Annotated in this window: 16 protein-coding genes; 5 read left to right on the top strand and 11 right to left on the bottom strand. The window is 73.2% G+C overall.

What is annotated here, in order from left to right:
* Positions 1-62: 62 nt before the first annotated feature.
* Entirely contained in the window at positions 63-947 is an 885-nt protein-coding gene (locus ACGFIM_RS03795; protein WP_393194087.1) for an RNA polymerase sigma-70 factor, read from the bottom strand.
* 178 nt (positions 948-1125) lie between these two features.
* Between ACGFIM_RS03795 and ACGFIM_RS03790 the strand changes: the two genes are divergently transcribed.
* Positions 1126-1605 carry a carboxymuconolactone decarboxylase family protein gene (locus tag ACGFIM_RS03790; RefSeq protein ID WP_393194084.1) on the top strand — a complete coding sequence of 160 codons (480 nt, stop codon included), beginning with the start codon at positions 1126-1128 and terminating at the stop codon, positions 1603-1605.
* A gap of 56 nt (positions 1606-1661) precedes the next feature.
* On the opposite strand, the gene ACGFIM_RS03785 is transcribed toward ACGFIM_RS03790, so the two are convergent.
* On the bottom strand, positions 1662-2102 hold the full coding sequence (locus ACGFIM_RS03785) for a nuclear transport factor 2 family protein (RefSeq protein WP_393194081.1): 441 nt from the start codon (positions 2100-2102) through the stop codon (positions 1662-1664).
* A gap of 100 nt (positions 2103-2202) precedes the next feature.
* Between ACGFIM_RS03785 and ACGFIM_RS03780 the strand changes: the two genes are divergently transcribed.
* Positions 2203-3099, top strand: coding sequence for a LysR family transcriptional regulator (locus ACGFIM_RS03780; protein WP_393194078.1), 897 nt, complete (start codon positions 2203-2205; stop codon positions 3097-3099).
* A gap of 42 nt (positions 3100-3141) precedes the next feature.
* On the opposite strand, the gene ACGFIM_RS03775 is transcribed toward ACGFIM_RS03780, so the two are convergent.
* Positions 3142-3381, bottom strand: coding sequence for a hypothetical protein (locus ACGFIM_RS03775; protein WP_393194075.1), 240 nt, complete (start codon positions 3379-3381; stop codon positions 3142-3144).
* 331 nt (positions 3382-3712) lie between these two features.
* Between ACGFIM_RS03775 and ACGFIM_RS03770 the strand changes: the two genes are divergently transcribed.
* Positions 3713-5761 (top strand): right-handed parallel beta-helix repeat-containing protein, encoded by a 2049-nt coding sequence (locus ACGFIM_RS03770; RefSeq protein ID WP_393194072.1) that lies wholly within the window; start codon positions 3713-3715, stop codon positions 5759-5761.
* Between the two features lie 112 nt (positions 5762-5873).
* Here the strand turns inward: ACGFIM_RS03770 and ACGFIM_RS03765 are convergent, their stop codons facing one another.
* The 6 genes from ACGFIM_RS03765 to ACGFIM_RS03740 form a co-directional block, all read right to left on the bottom strand.
* Positions 5874-7058 (bottom strand): MFS transporter, encoded by a 1185-nt coding sequence (locus ACGFIM_RS03765; protein ID WP_393194069.1) that lies wholly within the window; start codon positions 7056-7058, stop codon positions 5874-5876.
* Between the two features lie 181 nt (positions 7059-7239).
* Entirely contained in the window at positions 7240-8271 is a 1032-nt protein-coding gene (locus ACGFIM_RS03760) for an ABC transporter ATP-binding protein (RefSeq protein WP_393194066.1), read from the bottom strand.
* Positions 8268-9086: an ABC transporter permease gene (locus tag ACGFIM_RS03755; protein ID WP_393194063.1), complete on the bottom strand. Its 819-nt coding sequence runs from the start codon at positions 9084-9086 to the stop codon at positions 8268-8270. The genes ACGFIM_RS03760 and ACGFIM_RS03755 overlap by 4 nt, the downstream gene beginning before the upstream one ends.
* Entirely contained in the window at positions 9086-9877 is a 792-nt protein-coding gene (modA, locus tag ACGFIM_RS03750; RefSeq protein ID WP_393194060.1) for a molybdate ABC transporter substrate-binding protein, read from the bottom strand. The genes ACGFIM_RS03755 and modA overlap by 1 nt, the downstream gene beginning before the upstream one ends.
* A 12-nt stretch (positions 9878-9889) precedes the next feature.
* Complete coding sequence (locus tag ACGFIM_RS03745) at positions 9890-10303, bottom strand: molybdopterin-binding protein (protein WP_393194057.1); 414 nt, start codon at positions 10301-10303, stop codon at positions 9890-9892.
* Between the two features lie 100 nt (positions 10304-10403).
* A complete protein-coding gene (locus tag ACGFIM_RS03740) occupies positions 10404-11786 on the bottom strand; it encodes an FAD/NAD(P)-binding protein (protein WP_393194054.1) in 1383 nt (460 codons plus the stop codon).
* 443 nt (positions 11787-12229) lie between these two features.
* On the opposite strand from ACGFIM_RS03740, the gene ACGFIM_RS03735 reads away from it, so the two are divergent.
* Positions 12230-12376 carry a hypothetical protein gene (locus ACGFIM_RS03735; protein WP_393194051.1) on the top strand — a complete coding sequence of 49 codons (147 nt, stop codon included), beginning with the start codon at positions 12230-12232 and terminating at the stop codon, positions 12374-12376.
* 146 nt (positions 12377-12522) lie between these two features.
* Here ACGFIM_RS03735 and ACGFIM_RS03730 read toward each other — a convergent pair whose 3' ends face one another.
* Complete coding sequence (locus ACGFIM_RS03730; RefSeq protein WP_393194048.1) at positions 12523-12756, bottom strand: hypothetical protein; 234 nt, start codon at positions 12754-12756, stop codon at positions 12523-12525.
* A gap of 98 nt (positions 12757-12854) precedes the next feature.
* Here ACGFIM_RS03730 and ACGFIM_RS03725 point away from each other — a divergent pair, with 98 nt between their 5' ends.
* On the top strand, positions 12855-13427 hold the full coding sequence (locus ACGFIM_RS03725) for a TetR family transcriptional regulator (protein WP_393194045.1): 573 nt from the start codon (positions 12855-12857) through the stop codon (positions 13425-13427).
* A gap of 62 nt (positions 13428-13489) precedes the next feature.
* Here the strand turns inward: ACGFIM_RS03725 and ACGFIM_RS03720 are convergent, their stop codons facing one another.
* Positions 13490-15097, bottom strand: coding sequence for a protein kinase (locus tag ACGFIM_RS03720; RefSeq protein WP_393194042.1), 1608 nt, complete (start codon positions 15095-15097; stop codon positions 13490-13492).
* Positions 15098-15158: the final 61 nt, after the last annotated feature.

Genomic DNA, 15158 nt, shown 5'->3' with positions numbered 1-15158 from the left:
CCCGCACCGCTCGCCCTCCTGACGTCCGACCACGTGATGGGGCGCGTACGGCTCGGGCGGGTTCAGCGGCGCAGGGCGGTCTCCCGGTCCATGCGGGACAGCTTCTCGGGGTTGCGGACGGCGTACAGGCCGGTGATGAGCGAGCCGTCGAGGCGGACCGCGAGGACCGAGTCGAGCTCGCCTCCCCGCCGGACGATCAGCGCCGGGTGGCCGTTCACCTGCGCGGGCTCCAGGGAGACCGTCGCGTGGAGCCGGCACAGCACGCGGGCCACCTCGTCCGCCCCCACGACGGGCGCGAGCGCCGCGCGTACGACCCCGCCGCCGTCGGTGAGGAGGACGACGTCCGGCGCGAGGACGTCGAGCAGGCGCCGCAGATCGCCCGTCTCCACCGCTTCCTGGAACGCCGCCAGCGCACCCCGGCACTCGGCGGCGGACACGGCCGTGCGCGGCTTCTGCGCGGCGACGTGCGCGCGGGCCCGATGCGCGATCTGGCGGACCGCGGCGGGGGTCTTGCCGACGGCGTCCGCGATCTCCTCGTACGCCACGCCGAACACCTCGCGCAGGACGAACACCGCCCGCTCGACCGGCGCCAGCGTCTCCAGCACCAGCAGCATCGCCATCGAGACGCTGTCGGCCAGCTCGACGTCCTCGGCCACGTCGGGCGAGGTCAGCAGCGGTTCGGGCAGCCAAGGGCCGACATAGGACTCCTTGCGCCTGCCGAGCCTGCGCAGATGGCCGAGCGCCTGGCGGGTGGCGATGCGCACCAGGTACGCGCGGTGGTCCTGCACGGTGCCGGGATCGACGTCCGCCCACCGGAGCCAGGTCTCCTGCAGCACGTCCTCGGCGTCGGCGGCGGAGCCGAGCAGCTCGTAGGCCACGGTGAAGAGCAGGTTCCGGTGCGTGACGAAGGTCTCGGTGCTCACGTCCGTGCCTGCCGGATCGTTCATCGTGTCGGCTCCCGCCTGTCTCGTCGCCTGCAGGGTACGCACACGAGACGCCCGCCGGCGCCGATCTGTGACATCACGGACAGGTGGCGCATGTCACATCGCCGCGCCGTCACAAGGGGCGGGGCGCCGGCATCTCGTGGTCGTCCAGTACACGACGCACCCAGTGAGACGGAACATCATGGAGCCTCGTTTCAACCTGTTCGACAGCCCGACGGCGGCGAAGGTGGCCAAGCGGTTCTTCGGCGTCTCGGCGATCCTCGACCAGTCCACGCTGCCGAAGACCCTGCGGGAGCTGGTCGAGCTGCGCGTCGCCCAGCTCAACGGCTGCGGCTTCTGCGTGGACGTGCACACCCAGGAGGCCGCGGCCGCCGGGGAGAGCGCGCTGCGGATCAACCTGGTCGCCGCCTGGCGGCACAGCACGGTCTTCACCGAGGCCGAGCGGGCTGCGCTGGCGCTCGCCGAGGAGGGCACCCGGCTCGGCGACGGCGGCGTGTCCGACGAGACCTGGGCCGCGGTGCGCGAGCACTACGACGACGACCAGGTCGGTGCGCTGGTCTGCCTGGTCTCTCTGATCAACGCGGCCACCCGGATGAACGTCATCGTGCACAACCCGGGAGGCTCGTACCGGCCGGGCGCGTTCGCCGCTCTGTCGAACTGACCCGTGCGCGGCGGGACCGCACGCGGCGGCGGTCCCGCCGGCGGGCGCGGTCCGGTTCACCTGGTGGGTGCCGCGCCCGGGAGCGGGCTGTCGTCGGCGTACCTGACCTCGTAGACGCGCTCGGCGAACCTCCACCCGTCGGGCGTGCGCCGGTAGCGGTCGTGGTAGACGGCGTAGTTCGCGTGGGAGGCGCCGTCGCGCATCCGCCCGAACTCGTGGATGTAGGCGCGTCCGGTCGCGGTGTCGCCGTCGATCCTGATGACGCCGGGGTGGACGTTCTGGACGAAGAACTCCCACAGTCCCTGCCCCCACTCGATCCCGGCGCGGATCTCCTTGCCGCCGACGAACTCCCTGCCGATGTGCGGCCACCGCACGGCGGCGTCGGGCGTGAACAGGGACTCGACGCGGTCGTAGTCACGGGTCATCACCGCGTCGGTCAGCTCGCCGCGCAGCGCCTCGATCTCGACGCGGTCGGCGACGGCTCGCATGTCGCTCATGGGTTCCCCCTTCGTTCCTGTGCCGCGTTCCAGCATCGGAGCGAGGGGGCGGCGGAACAACGTAGGGTTCGAGCGGCGATCCATAACAGAGGGGTTATCCGTGGAGCTGAGGGACATCGAGATCTTCCTGACGCTCGCCGAGGAACTGCACTTCGGCCGCACCGCCGAACGTCTGCGCGTCTCGCAGGCCCGCGTCAGCCAGGCCATCGGCAGGCAGGAACGGCGGCTCGGCGTCGCGCTGTTCGACCGCACCAGCCGCCGCGTGACCCTCACCCCCACCGGCCGGCGGCTGCGCGAGGACCTGGCGCAGGCGTACGAGCTGATTCAGGAAGGGCTCGCCCGGGCGAGGGCGGCCGGTGCGGCGCGGACCGTGCGGCTGGGCGTGTTCGGCCATGCCGGGTACGTGCTGCGCCCCCTCGTGGACGCCTTCCGCGCCCGCCGCCCCGGCTTCGACGTGCAGTTCAGCGAGGTCACCGGCGGCGACCCGTTCGGCGCGCTGCGCGCCGGGGAGGCCGACGCGCACGTGCTGTGGCTACCGGTGGCCGAGCCCGATCTCACGGTCGGCCCCACCGTGCTCACCAGCGGGAGGGTGCTGGCGGTCGCGGCGGGGCATCCGCTCGCCGGACGCGGCAGCGCGTCCCTGGAGGATCTGGCCGGTGAGCATGTGGCGGACCTCGGTCCCGGCGCCCCTGAGTACTGGGTCGCGTCCATGGTCCCGGTCCGTACGCCGTCCGGGCGGCGGATCCCTCGCGGGCCGGTCGCCCGGACGTTCCACGAGATCCTCACCCTGGTCGCCGCCGGTCGCTGCGTCCACCCGCTCGGCGAGATCGCGGCCCGTTACAACCGCCCGCCCGGCGTCGTCTTCGTGCCTCTGCACGACGCCCCCGCCCTTCGCTTCGCCCTGGTCTGGGCGAACGTCGCCGACGGGCCGCACCTTCGTGCGCTCGCGCAGACCGCCGCCGGCCTCGGGCCGATCGCGGCCGGCGAGGCGGGCTGAGCGCGAGCGGGCCGGAGGCCGGCGAGCCCGGCCGGGACATCGTCAGCCGCCGAGGGTGGCGGCGTGGTCGGCGACCCGGCCGGCGTACGTGCGCGCCGGCCGGCCGAGGATCCGCTCCACCTCGCCGGTGACGGCCTCGGCGGGGCCGGTGCCCCTCGCGTACCTGGCCAGCAGGGCCTCCACGAACGGCGGGGGAAGCCGCGCTGGATCATGCTCCGCGCGTAAGATCAGCGGCTCGGCGAAGGAGGCGTACGGGCCGCGTACGACGTCGCCGGCGCGCACCTGGGGGCCAGTGTGAGGAGCGTGCCGGCGGCGAAGGAGGCGGGCCGCCGACGTTCCCGCGGCGCGGGTGGAGGAAGAGCGCGGTGACGCCGTCGAGGGCCGCCGCGATGGTGTCCGGTCGCGACGGATCGCCGGTGACGACCTCCACTCCGGCGGGCAGGCCGCTCGCCCGCGGATCGCGGATGAAACTCATACTTTATAAGTCTCATATCAAATGGGCGGGCGTACCGAAGTGGACAGAGGGTGCAGAAAGGTGTCAATCGGCTGACTGGGGTGATCACCAACCGCTAGCCTGCGTGGTCAACAAGATCACCTCAGGACGGGAGCATTCATGCGACACCCTGTTGTCGTGGGCGCGTTACTCGCCGTGGTCACGACCGCCGGCCTCCTGGCCGGGCAGACCACCGGCGCCGCCGCGTCGGCGGAGAGCGCGTCCGGCGGCTGGTACACCGAGTTACCGGACGCCATGCGGGTCTGCGACAACGCCACGTGGCAGGACGGCCCGGAGAGCGCGCCTGAGGGCGCCATCGTGGTCCCGGCCGGCGACAACGCGGACGTCGACTTCGGTCAGAGCGGCAAGACGTACTGGTTCGCCCCGGGCGTCCACACCATGGGCGACGCCCACTTCAGCCAGATCACCCCCGGTGACGACAGCACCTTCCTGGGCGCTCCCGGCGCCGTCCTCGACGGCAGGAACACGAACGCCTACGCCTTCTCGGGGCACGCCTCGAACGTGCGCATCGCCTACCTCGAGGTCCGCAACTTCGGCACCGGTGCGGAGAACAACAACGAGGGCGTCATCAACCACGACGCGGCCTCCGGCTGGGTGATGGAGCACCTCTACGCCCACCACAACGACGGCGCCGCCGTGTTCCTCGGCAACGCCAACACCGTCCGCTTCAGCTGCCTGAAGGACAACGGCCAGTACGGCGCCAGCGCGTACCGGGAAGAGATCGAGGGCGAGCGGGCGGTCAAGGACCTCGTCGTCCACAACAACGAGATCACCGGCAACAACCAGGACGACTGGGAGACCAGGGAACCGGGCTGCGGCTGCACTGGCGGCGCCAAGTTCTGGGACGTCGAAGGCGCCACCGTCACCCAGAACTACGTGCACGACAACCTGGGCGTCGGCCTCTGGGCCGACACCAACAACGTCGACTTCCTGTTCGACCGCAACTGGATCGAGCACAACGAGAGCGAAGGCCTCTGGTACGAGATCAGCTACAACGCCACCATCACCCGCAACGTCTTCAAGAGGAACGGCTGGGTCGGCGGCAACGACAACCAGGGCTCCCCGTCGCCCGCCATCTACATCTCCGAGTCGGGCGGTGACCCGAGGCTCCCGAGCGAGGTGAGCGGCAGTACCGACCTCAGAATCGCCGGCAACTACTTCGAGGACAACTTCTCCGGCGTCTCGATCTTCGAGAACGCCAACCGCTTCTGCAACAGCAACGGCAACACCAGCAAGAGCTACTGCACGCCGTTCGTCTCCCCGACGGTGATCCCGGAGCCGCGCAACACCGTCTACCCGAACCCCATCAACGACACCCACCCCTGCTACACCGGCATCGCGAACGAGCCGCTGCGCACCGACTGCCGCTGGCACGCGCAGAACGTGAAGGTGACGGGGAACGAGTTCCGCTTCGACCGCTCGAACGTGCCCTGCGCCGGCACCTACTGCGGGGTCCAGGCCCTGTACGCCCAGGGCGCCGACAACATGCCGTGGGCGCCGTACACGGTGGCGGAGATCCAGCAGAACGTCATGTTCGACGGCGGCAACACGTTCGCGGACAACACCTACGTCGGTGACTGGAAGTTCGCCAAGGGCTGGGGTGAGACGGTCACCTGGGACGTGTGGCGCGCCGCCCCGTACAACCAGGACGCCGGCAGCACGCTGAACGGCTCGAGTGAGGAGCCGCCCACGCCCAACGCCCTCGACACCGACACCTCGACCCTCGAAGGCTCGATCGGCGCCTGGGCCGCCTGGTACAGCGCCTCCGCCGAGCGTTCCGCCGACGCCGCCCACGACGGCGACTACGGCCTGCGCGTCGCGGTGACCGAGCCCGACGGCTGGGGCGTCGCCACGGACAACTGGCCCGGCTTCACCGCCAGGCAGGGCGGCAAGCAGGTCGGCCTCTGGGCCAGGCAGGGCAGCCCCGGCGTCACCGCCGCCACGCTCAGCGTGGTGTGGCGCGACTCCAGCGAACAGCTGCTGCGCAGCGACGAGATCGCGCTGAACGGGCTGAGCACGAGCTGGAAGGAGTTCACCGCCGACCTCACCGCCCCCTCCGGCACGGCCACCGTCGCCCTGGAGCTGACCGGTGACGGCGACGCCGGCGAGATCCTCCATGTCGACGACATCGTGATCGCCGACCAGTAGTCACCCAGCGGTGGGATCGGGCGGTACGTCCCCCCTGATCCCACCGCGTCATTTCACGGACTCACCGGCACAACGTATCGGGCCCGGCTCCAGCCGCGGGGGAGCGCGGCGGTCACCCGGTACGCCGGGCCGTCGCGGCCAGGGTGAGCCCGGCCGATGCGGCGAGCAGGACCCACGCGGCCGTGAAGCCGCCGGTCACGTCCGTGAGCAGCCCGAGCGCGGGCGGCGCGAGGATGATCGCCACCTGGTTGACCGCCATGGCCAGGCCGAGCGCGAACCCGGTCCGGTCCGGCGGTGCCGCGTCCGCCGCGTACGCGACCCACGGGCCGTACCAGCCGATGCCGAAGAAGCCGAGCCAGACGAAGAGCAGGCAGGCGACGGCGGGGGAGCGGCCGGCGGGGGTGGCGAGCAGCGCCATCCCGGCGATCACCGCGGCCAGGCAGGCGAGCACGCAGGCGTACCGGCCGGACTTGTGGCGGTCGCTCCAAGCCGCCAGGAGGATCCGGCCGAGCGCGCCCGCGCACTGGACCGCCACATAGACGGCAGCGGCCGCGGCGGCGTCCATGGCGGCCACCTCGTGCAGGTAGAGCACGGTGAGCACGCCGAGCCCGCCGTGCACCGACACCAGGCACGTACCGGACAGGATGACCTTCTTCATGTACGGCTCCCGCAGCAGGTCCAGCCGCACGGGGGACGCCGTCTGCGCGGGAGGCCGGTGCGGCGGGCGGCGGTAGAAGGCCAGGAACGCGACCGCCCCCGCCAGCGCGACGCCCGCCCCGGCCACGAGCGTCGAGCGCCAGCCGAAGGCCGCGGCCAGGGCGGGCAGGGCGGAGGCGGAGAGCACCCCGCCGAGCGGCAGCCCCGATTGCCGGATCCCCATGGCCAGGCCGCGCTGCGAGGCGTCGAACCAGGACGCCACCGACTTGCTGCCGCCCGGCTGGATCGTGCTGTACCCGGCGCCGACGACCAGCAGCGCGGCGAGCAGCGAGACGTACCCGGGAGCCAGGCTGCCGGCGGCCAGCGCGGCGGCGACGACGAGAGCCCCGATGCCGACGACCCAGCGCTCGTCGTGCCGGTCCAGCAGCCGTCCCGCCACCAGCAGCCCGGCCAGCGGCATGAGCTGAGCGGCCGACAGCAGCAGGCCCAGGCGGGTGGTGTTCAGGTCGAGGTCACGCTGGAGGTGGACGCTCATCGCGCCGATGCCCTGCACGAAGAACGCCGCCGCGGCCTGGGTGAACGTCGCGACCCCCAGGACGACCCAGCGGTACCCGCCCGCCGCCCTCACGCGAGCCGGCATGACGGGCTGAACAGAACGAGTGCTGACATGTCGTGATCAGTGGGTGTCACGACATCCAGGCTGGCGTAAGGGTCTTATGCGCTTCAACCCTTACAGGGTGGCGCCTCGCCGAGGTGCGTGAGGAGGCCGCAGCACGGCCCGCCCGGGCGCATGGCGGTGCGGGCGCGGCCTTGCCGGGCGCTCATGCCGGGTACGCATGGGTCTCGGTGGCCTTGACCGACGCCCAGATCTCCTGACCCAGGCTCAGGTCGAGGTCGGCCACCGCGGCGGGCGTGATGTCGGCGAACACCGCGATCGGGCCGTCGAGATGGACGCGGACGTTGTCACCGTGGCGTTCGATCCCATCGATGCGGGCCCGCCAGAGGTTACGCGGGCTGCCGTCGGGACGGGAACGGTAGAGCGCGACGGCGCCGGGCGGGAACGCCACGAACACCGGCCCCGACGGCCGCTCGGCGGTGTGCAGCGCCACCTCGCCGACCTTGACCTGGTGCCCGTCCGCCGTGCCCCGGTAGAGGTTGAGCCCGACGAGGCGGGCCACGTAGTCGGTACGCGGGCGGCGCGCCACCTCGGCGGGCGTGCCCTGCTGGACGACGGCGCCGTTCTCGATGACGATCAGCCGGTCGGCCAGCACCATGGCGTCGAGCGGGTCGTGCGTGACCAGCACGGTCGCGCCGTCGAAACCGGCGAGGTGACGGCGCAGGCCCGAGCGGATCTCCAGGCGGGTGTGGGCGTCGAGCGCGGCCAGCGGCTCGTCGAGCAGCAGCAGTTCGGGACGTACGGCGAGCGCGCGGGCCAGCGCCACCCGCTGCGCCTGCCCGCCGGAGAGCCGGCGGGGCTTGGCGGCGGCCAGGCCGGCGAGCCCGACCCGCTCCAGCAGCTCGGCGGCGGCCCGGCGCGCCTCGGCCTTGGGCACGCCCTGGCAGCGCGGCCCGAAGGCGACGTTGTCCAGCGCGGACAGGTGGGGGAAGAGCAGGTAGTCCTGGAACACCATGCCGATCGGGCGGCTCTCGGCGGGCAAGGTGTGCAGCGGCCGGCCGTGCAGCGTGATGTGGCCGCCGGACAGCCGGGTGAGCCCGGCGAGCGCGCGCAAGGCGGTGGTCTTGCCCGCGCCGTTGGGGCCGAGCAGCGCCACCACCTCGCCCGCCCGGGCACTGAGCGTGATGTCGAGGGTGAAGGCGGGCCTGGTGACGACCAGGTGGGCGTCCAGCGTCATGGCGCGCTCACCCACCGGTCGCGCAGGCTCGCCAGGATGATCACCGAGACGGCCAGCAGCACCAGGCTGAGCACGATGGCAGCCTCGGGCTCGGTCTCCAGCGCCAGGTAGACGGCCAGCGGCATGGTGCGGGTGGTGCCGGGGAAGTTCCCCGCGAACGTGATCGTCGCCCCGAACTCGCCGAGCGCCCGCGCCCAGCACAGCACCGCCCCCGCCACCACGCCCGGCATGACCATGGGCAGCGTCACCCGCCGGAACACCGTCCACCGCGAGGCGCCGAGCGTGGCGGCGGCCTCCTCGAAGCGCCGGTCGGCCCCGCGCAGCGCGCCCTCCACGCTGATCACCAGGAACGGCATGGCCACGAACGCCTCGGCGACGATCACCCCCGCCGTGGTGAACGGCAGCGTCACGCCGAACGACGCCTCCAGCCACTGCCCGGCGATGCCGCGCCGCCCGAGCACGAGCAGCAGCGCCACGCCGCCGACCACGGGCGGCAGCACCAGCGGCACCGTGACCAGCGCCCGCACCACCCGCCGTCCAGGAAACTCGACCCTGGCCAGCAGCCAGGCCAGCGGCACGCCGAGCAGCAGGCACGCGGCGGTGGCGACGGTGGCGCTCACCAGCGACAGCCGCAGCGCCTCCAGCACCTGCGGCTCGGCCAGCCGGGCGGGCAGCGTGCCCCAGGGGGCGCGGATGAGCAGCCCGGCCAGCGGCAGCACCAGGAACGCGAGCCCGGCCAGCGCGGGCACGAGCAGCATCCACGGCGGCCGCCCGGCCATCTCACGGCCGCGCCGTTCCCGATCGGGCGCGCTCATCAGGGTGTGTCGAACCCGGCCTTGGCCAGCACGTCCTTGCCCTGCTGCGACAGCACCAGGTCGGCGAACCGCCGGGCCGCCTCACCGGCCGGAGCCTTGCCGAGCGTGGCGATCGGATAGTCGTTGACCGCCTGATCGGCCTCGGGGAACTCGATGCCCTGCACCTTGCCTCCAGCGGCGATGACGTCGGTCTTGTACACGAGCGCGGCGTCCACCTCGCCCAGCTCGACCTTGGTCAGCGTGGCCTTGACGTCCTGCTCCAGGGTGACGGGCCTGACCCGCAGCCCGGCCGCGTCGAGCGCCTTGACGGCCGCCGCGCCGCACGGCACCTGCTCGGCGCAGAGCGCCACCTTCACCTTCGGGTCGGCGAGGTCCTTCAGCCCGGCGACCCCGGCCGGATTGCCGGCGGGGACGGCGATCTGCAGCTTGTTCCGCGCGAACGTGACCGGCGTGCCCGCCAGGGACGCGTCCGTGACGGTCTTCATGGTGGCCGGGTCGGCCGCGGCGAACACGTCGGCCGGGGCGCCCTGGACGATCTGCTGGGCCAGCGTGGCGCTGGAGCCGAAGTTGAACCGCACCGTCGTGCCCGGATGCGCGGCCTCGTACCTCGTGCCGAGCTCGGTGAACGTCTCGGTCAGCGACGCCGCCGCGAACACCGTCAGCTCCGTGGCCGCCGCGGCCCCCGAGCCCGTGGACGCGGCGGGCTCGCCGGAGCCGCAGCCGGACAGGCCCGCGAGCGCCAGCGCGACGGGCAGCGCGACCGCCCATCGGGAGACACGTCTCAACACCAAAGGGGGCCCTCCTCACACGCCGGCGGCCACGCGCTCATGACCCGGGAGCTCCACGACGACGTTGGTGGACTTGATCACCGCGTCGGCCACCACGCCCGGCTCCAGGCCCAGCTCGTCGGCGGCCTGCCGGCTCATCAGCGACACCACGCGGAACGGCCCGGCGGCGATCTCCACCTGCGCCATCACCGCGTCGCGCACCACGTCGGTCACGATGCCGCGGAACCGGTTGCGCGCCGACGAGCGCCCGCCGCCCTCGCTCTCCCCGACCTGGGCGCGCGCGAAGGCCGCCAGATCGGCGCCGTCGACCATCCGATGGCCGTGCTCGTCGCGCTCGGCGCGCAGCCGGCCCGCGTCCACCCAGCGGCGGACGGTGTCAGAGCTGACCCCGAGCAACGCCGCCGCCTCGCTGATCCGAAACGTCGTCACGACATCCACGATACGCCCGCACGTGCGAGCCTGCACACCCTCCTTTCCTTGCAGAAGCGGCGTGGCCCCGTGGAGTGTCCTGGCATCTACGAGAGCGCTCCTATACGCACGCGCGCGACGGCGCGGCCCGGGAGACGGCGGCTTCGAGGAGGCGCGGGGCGAGGGCGGCGGCCTGGGCGCGGATCTCCGGGACGGCGGTCGTCTCGTACAGGGCGCCGCGCAGCAGCGGGCCCACCGCGAACAGGCGATCGCCCGGCCGCCCCGACGCGTCCAGCACCCGGCCGTCATCAGAGGCGTCGAGGCCGAGCATGAGCGGGTCGGGGCGGGCCTGGCCGGCGGCGACGAGGCTCGCGATGAACGGATCGGAGGTGACGTCGGGCGACGGGCCGGTGGCGTTCACCAGCCAGCCGACGTCCAGGCGGGTCAGCGTGCCGTCCAGGTCGGCGTGGACGCGCAGCCCGCCGACGGCGGACTCGGCCGCGCCGGGGCTCGTGGCGGGCTCGGCCGTGACCAGGCTGCCGCGCAGCAGCCGCAGCCGCCCGGCGGCACGCAGCTCGTCGAGGGCGGATGCGGACGCGGGCGGTATGCGGTGCCGGTGGACCTCCCAATAGCGCGCCACCCGCCGCAGGAACAGCCACCGCTCGTCAGGGGCGAGCCGCCGCCACAGATCCTGGACGTGCGGCCGCAGCCCCTCCATCACGCCCTGCCAGTCCCCGCCGTTCGCCCTGATGGCCCGGCGGACGGCGGCGAGCAGGTCCGCCACCCGCAGCGGCCCGCCGGGGACGGCGACGGGGACCGGCAGGGCCGGGCGGATCGGGTGCGCGCGGGGGAGCAGGGCATGCCGGGACAGCGCGTACACGACGGTGCCGGGGTGCGCCCTGGTCACGGTGAGCGCCACGTCCACCATCGTCAGGCCGGTGCCGACCACCAGCACGGGCGCGCCGTCGTCGATCGCGGCCAGCGCGCCGGGCGCCCAGGGGTCGGGGATGTGGCGGGGATGCGCGGCCACGCCGGGCAGCGGGGCGGGGCGGCGGTTGCCCAGTGCGAGGACGACCGCATCGGCCTCGACCCGGCCGCCATCGGCCAGGCGTACCGCGTGGCCGGCGTCGAGCGAGGCGGCCGTGGCCGTGACGCGGTGGAGCGGGCGCTCGGGCGGGTCCTCCGCGTCGGCCAGCACCTCGCGCAGGTAGCGGCCGTAGACGGCGCGCGGCAGGTAGTCGTACGCGTGGACGCCCGTGGTGCGCGCCCAGTCGCGCAGGTGGTCCGGGTCGTCGTCGAAGGCGCTCATGCGCTCGACCCGGGTGTTGAGCAGGTGGTGCGGATCGGTGGTCGAGTAGGCCTGGCCGAGCGCGTGCCGGCCGCCCTGGTCGATCAGGGTGACCGCCAGCGGCGTGGCGGTGGCACGGGCGAGCCGCAGCAGGTGGATCGCGGTCAGGGCGCCGCTCGCGCCGCCCCCGACGATGGCGACCGAAGGTAGCGTCATAAACCCACTATAGCTGTAGGATATATAGGATATTTGAGACTGTGATGCGTCATCCGTACGTTTTCGTGCGGCCCGCCCTCACGGAGATCCCCGGGAACCCTCCGGCGCCCTGCGGATGAAGACGATCGCGAGAACCATCGCAGAACGGGAGCCCGTCGTGACGGACCGTCCGCTCCCGAGCGTCTACCGGCCCTCCCCGGCCGGACGGGCGGGAACGGCGGCGCCCCGCGACGACTCCTCGGTCATCGAAGTCTCGCTGCGCACGCCCGAATGCTTCGCGGCGCTGTTCGACCGGCGCGCCGCCACGCTGCACCGCCACGTCGAACCGGGCGGCACCACCCGGGCTGCCCGTGTGGGTCGAGCGCAGTCCCGGCGTGGTGAAGGCGGAGGTGAAGGACGTCCGGCCGGAGATGTCCGCCGGCGACGGCGCCAGCTGAAGCGCCGTGCCCGTCAGGCGGACGGACTCCGGCGGGGCCGCCTCGCTGGCGAACCCCGCCGAAGCCGCGTTCTCCTCCCTCCGCGCGACGGTCACCGGCGCCGACGGCAACGGCGTGACCCGGACGGTCATCCGGGCGTACGCCGCGGGCTGACGCCGGGACGGCGAGGCGCGTCCGGCGCTGATCCGGGAGCCGGTGAGGTACGCCCGGCGCTGAACCGCGCGCCGGTGGGCGTGTGAGGGGCCGTCCCGGGAGCCACGGTGAGGCGCGGGCGGCGGTGGGGGCGTCATGCGGCGTCCTCATCGCCGCCCCTTGCGTTCGGCCCGGTGGAAGCGGGCCTGGACGCGGAGCAGGCCGGGCACCAGCAGGTACACCACCGCGGGCACCACGATCGCGGTCACCACCAGCGTGCGCAGCGCCACCGGCAGCGGCGAGATCACCGGCCCGAGCAGTGCCTGGACCAGCATGAGCATCGCGTAGACGGCGAACCAGGTGATCAGCGCGCGACGGTGCACGGACGGAGCGGCAGGCATAGGTCTTCCCTTCGACGGCTCAAATCCAACTCGTCAGTTGGAGTTTAGGCATGGAAAGCTCCAACTGTCGAGTTGGATTTTTGGCTATGCTGGCCGGCATGGCATGGAACACGGCCCGCACGCGGCAGCTGCTGCTGGACGCCGCGATCGACGAGTTCGCCGAGTACGGCCCCGAGGCCGCCAGGCTCGACCGCATCGCCGCCACCGCCGGCGTCAATAAGGAGCGCATCTACCAGTACTTCGGCAACAAGGAGCAGCTGTTCGGCGCCGTGCTGAGCTGGAGCCTGGAGCGGCTGGCCGAAGCCGTCCCGCTGGAGGGGCCGCTCGCCGCCGACCTGCCGGAGTACGCGGGCCGCGTCTTCGACTACCACCGCGAGCACCCGCAGTTCATCAGGCTGCTGTACTGGGAGGGCCTGCACCGCGGCGGCGACCCCATCGCCGCCAGGGAGGAACGGGCCAAGCGCTACGCCGACAAGCTCGCCGCGCTGGCCGCTGCGCAGAAGGAGGGCGCCATCCCGTCGGAGTTCGCGCCCCGCGAGCTGCTCTACGCGGTGATCGCGCTGGCCGGATGGTGGTACGCCACCCCGCCGCTCGCCCAGATGATCATGGGCGATGACATCGAGAACGCCCGCGACACCCTGGTCAAGATGGTGGCCAAGCTGGTCTCCTGACCACCGGTGCCGCTGGAATCGGTGCCGCGGTGCGCGGCCGCCCGCGCGCCGTCAACGGCTGATCAGCCGGAGCGGCACCAGCGTCCGGTCGACGGGAGCGCGGCCAGGAGGGCGGCGGCGGCCCCCACCACGGCGGCCAGCGGGGCGACGATGACGATGAGCACCGTGCCGAAGCTGGCGAAATCCAGCAGCTCGAGCTCGTGATGCGGGAAGTGCCTCACGACGCTGCTCAGATTCAGCAGCGCCGTCGCGCTCCCGGCGCCGACGATCATCCAGCGCCCCGCCCTGCTCCGCTGGGACAGCAGCAGCGCGCCCCTGGCGAGGAGCCCGGCAGCCGCCACGCTGACCACCAGGCCGCCCCACGCCTCGAGCGGATCCTCATCAAGGAGGACGAACTGGACGTACTTGATGGCCCACACCACCAGGCCCGGCAGGCACAGCAGCGCCAGGATGATCGCCACATGCGCGGTGCCCATCCCGCCGCGCCGGGGCGCGGGCGCCTGCTGAGGGCCGCGGCCCGGCTCCGCCCCCGCCGCCGGCGGCCCCACGTGGGGCGCACCGACCTCGGGCGACTGCCCGGCGCCCGGCGCGTCCGGCATGAGGGGCCGTCCTGCGGCGGGTGCGTCCGGCGCGAGGGGCTGTCCGGCAGCGGGCGTTCCGGGGTGGAGGGGCGGTGCGAGGCCGGGCGTTCCGGGTTGGAGGGGCGGTGCGAGGCCGGGCGTTCCGGGTTGGAGGGGCGGTGCGAGGCCGGGTGCTCCAGGTGCGAGGGCCGGTGCGGCGGCGGGCGTGCCGGGCGCGTCGCGCATCACGGCGCCGCGTTCGGCGATCATCGCGGTCACGTCCGGCGGCAGCCAGGCGGCGGTGGCGAAGCCGTCCACGTGCGGCGCGAGACGATCGAGTACGTCGTCCAGAGCCGGCCGCTCGGCCGGGTTCTTGGCCAGGCAGGAGCGCAGCAGGGGCACGAGGTCGCCGGGCACCCCGGCCAGGTCCGGCTCCTGGTGCACGACCCGATAGACGACGAGGTCGGGACGCCCGCCGCCGAACGGCCCGGTGCCCCTGGCGGCGTAGGCGAGGACGCAGCCGAGCGAGAAGACGTCGCTCTCGGGACCGACCCTGCCGCCCGTGGCCTGCTCGGGGGACATGAACCCGGGGGTGCCGATGACGGACGTGGACAGGTGGACGGTGTCGAGCGCCTTGGCGATGCCGAAGTCGATGACGCGGGGCCCGTCGTCGGCGAGGATCACGTTGCGGTGGGTGAGGTCCCGATGCACCAGCCCGCAGGCGTGGATCGCGGACAGCCCTTCGGCCAGGCCCGCGCCCAGCAAGCGAACGGCGGCCGGCGGCAGCGGCCCGTGCGTTCCGACGGCCTCGGCAAGGGAGGGGCCCGGGATGTACGCGGTGGCCAGCCACGGCGGGTCGGCGCTGGTGTCGGCGTCCACCACCTGGGCGGTGTAGAAGCCGCCCACCTGCCTGGCGGCGGCGACCTCGGCCGCGAAGCGGCGCCGGAACTCCGGATCCCCGGCGAGCTCGCGGTGCACCACCTTGACCGCGACCGCGCGACCTCCCCGCGATCTGCCCAGATAGACGCGGCCCATCCCGCCGCTGCCCAGTTCCTTGATCAGCCGGTACGGCCCGATCTGCCGCAGATCACCATCCTGAACAAGATCCACTGTCCCATGGTGCCGCAAACGGCGGGCTCCCGCCGCCCGTCCTGCCGAGAGCTCCGCCGTG

Source organism: Nonomuraea sp. NPDC049309 (assembly GCF_043196965.1).
Taxonomy (GTDB): Bacteria; Actinomycetota; Actinomycetes; order Streptosporangiales; family Streptosporangiaceae; genus Nonomuraea; species Nonomuraea fastidiosa.
This window is presented reverse-complemented; position numbering and strand designations above follow the sequence as displayed.

Coding starts and splice junctions, on each gene's coding strand:
- ACGFIM_RS03765 (WP_393194069.1), bottom strand. CDS start 7,058: ATGCCGGCTCGCGTGAGGGCGGCGGGCGGGTACCGCTGGGTCGTCCTG.
- ACGFIM_RS03785 (WP_393194081.1), bottom strand. CDS start 2,102: ATGAGCGACATGCGAGCCGTCGCCGACCGCGTCGAGATCGAGGCGCTG.
- ACGFIM_RS03755 (WP_393194063.1), bottom strand. CDS start 9,086: ATGAGCGCGCCCGATCGGGAACGGCGCGGCCGTGAGATGGCCGGGCGG.
- ACGFIM_RS03725 (WP_393194045.1), top strand. CDS start 12,855: ATGGCATGGAACACGGCCCGCACGCGGCAGCTGCTGCTGGACGCCGCG.
- ACGFIM_RS03790 (WP_393194084.1), top strand. CDS start 1,126: ATGGAGCCTCGTTTCAACCTGTTCGACAGCCCGACGGCGGCGAAGGTG.
- ACGFIM_RS03740 (WP_393194054.1), bottom strand. CDS start 11,786: ATGACGCTACCTTCGGTCGCCATCGTCGGGGGCGGCGCGAGCGGCGCC.
- ACGFIM_RS03770 (WP_393194072.1), top strand. CDS start 3,713: ATGCGACACCCTGTTGTCGTGGGCGCGTTACTCGCCGTGGTCACGACC.
- ACGFIM_RS03795 (WP_393194087.1), bottom strand. CDS start 947: ATGAACGATCCGGCAGGCACGGACGTGAGCACCGAGACCTTCGTCACG.
- ACGFIM_RS03730 (WP_393194048.1), bottom strand. CDS start 12,756: ATGCCTGCCGCTCCGTCCGTGCACCGTCGCGCGCTGATCACCTGGTTC.
- ACGFIM_RS03760 (WP_393194066.1), bottom strand. CDS start 8,271: ATGACGCTGGACGCCCACCTGGTCGTCACCAGGCCCGCCTTCACCCTC.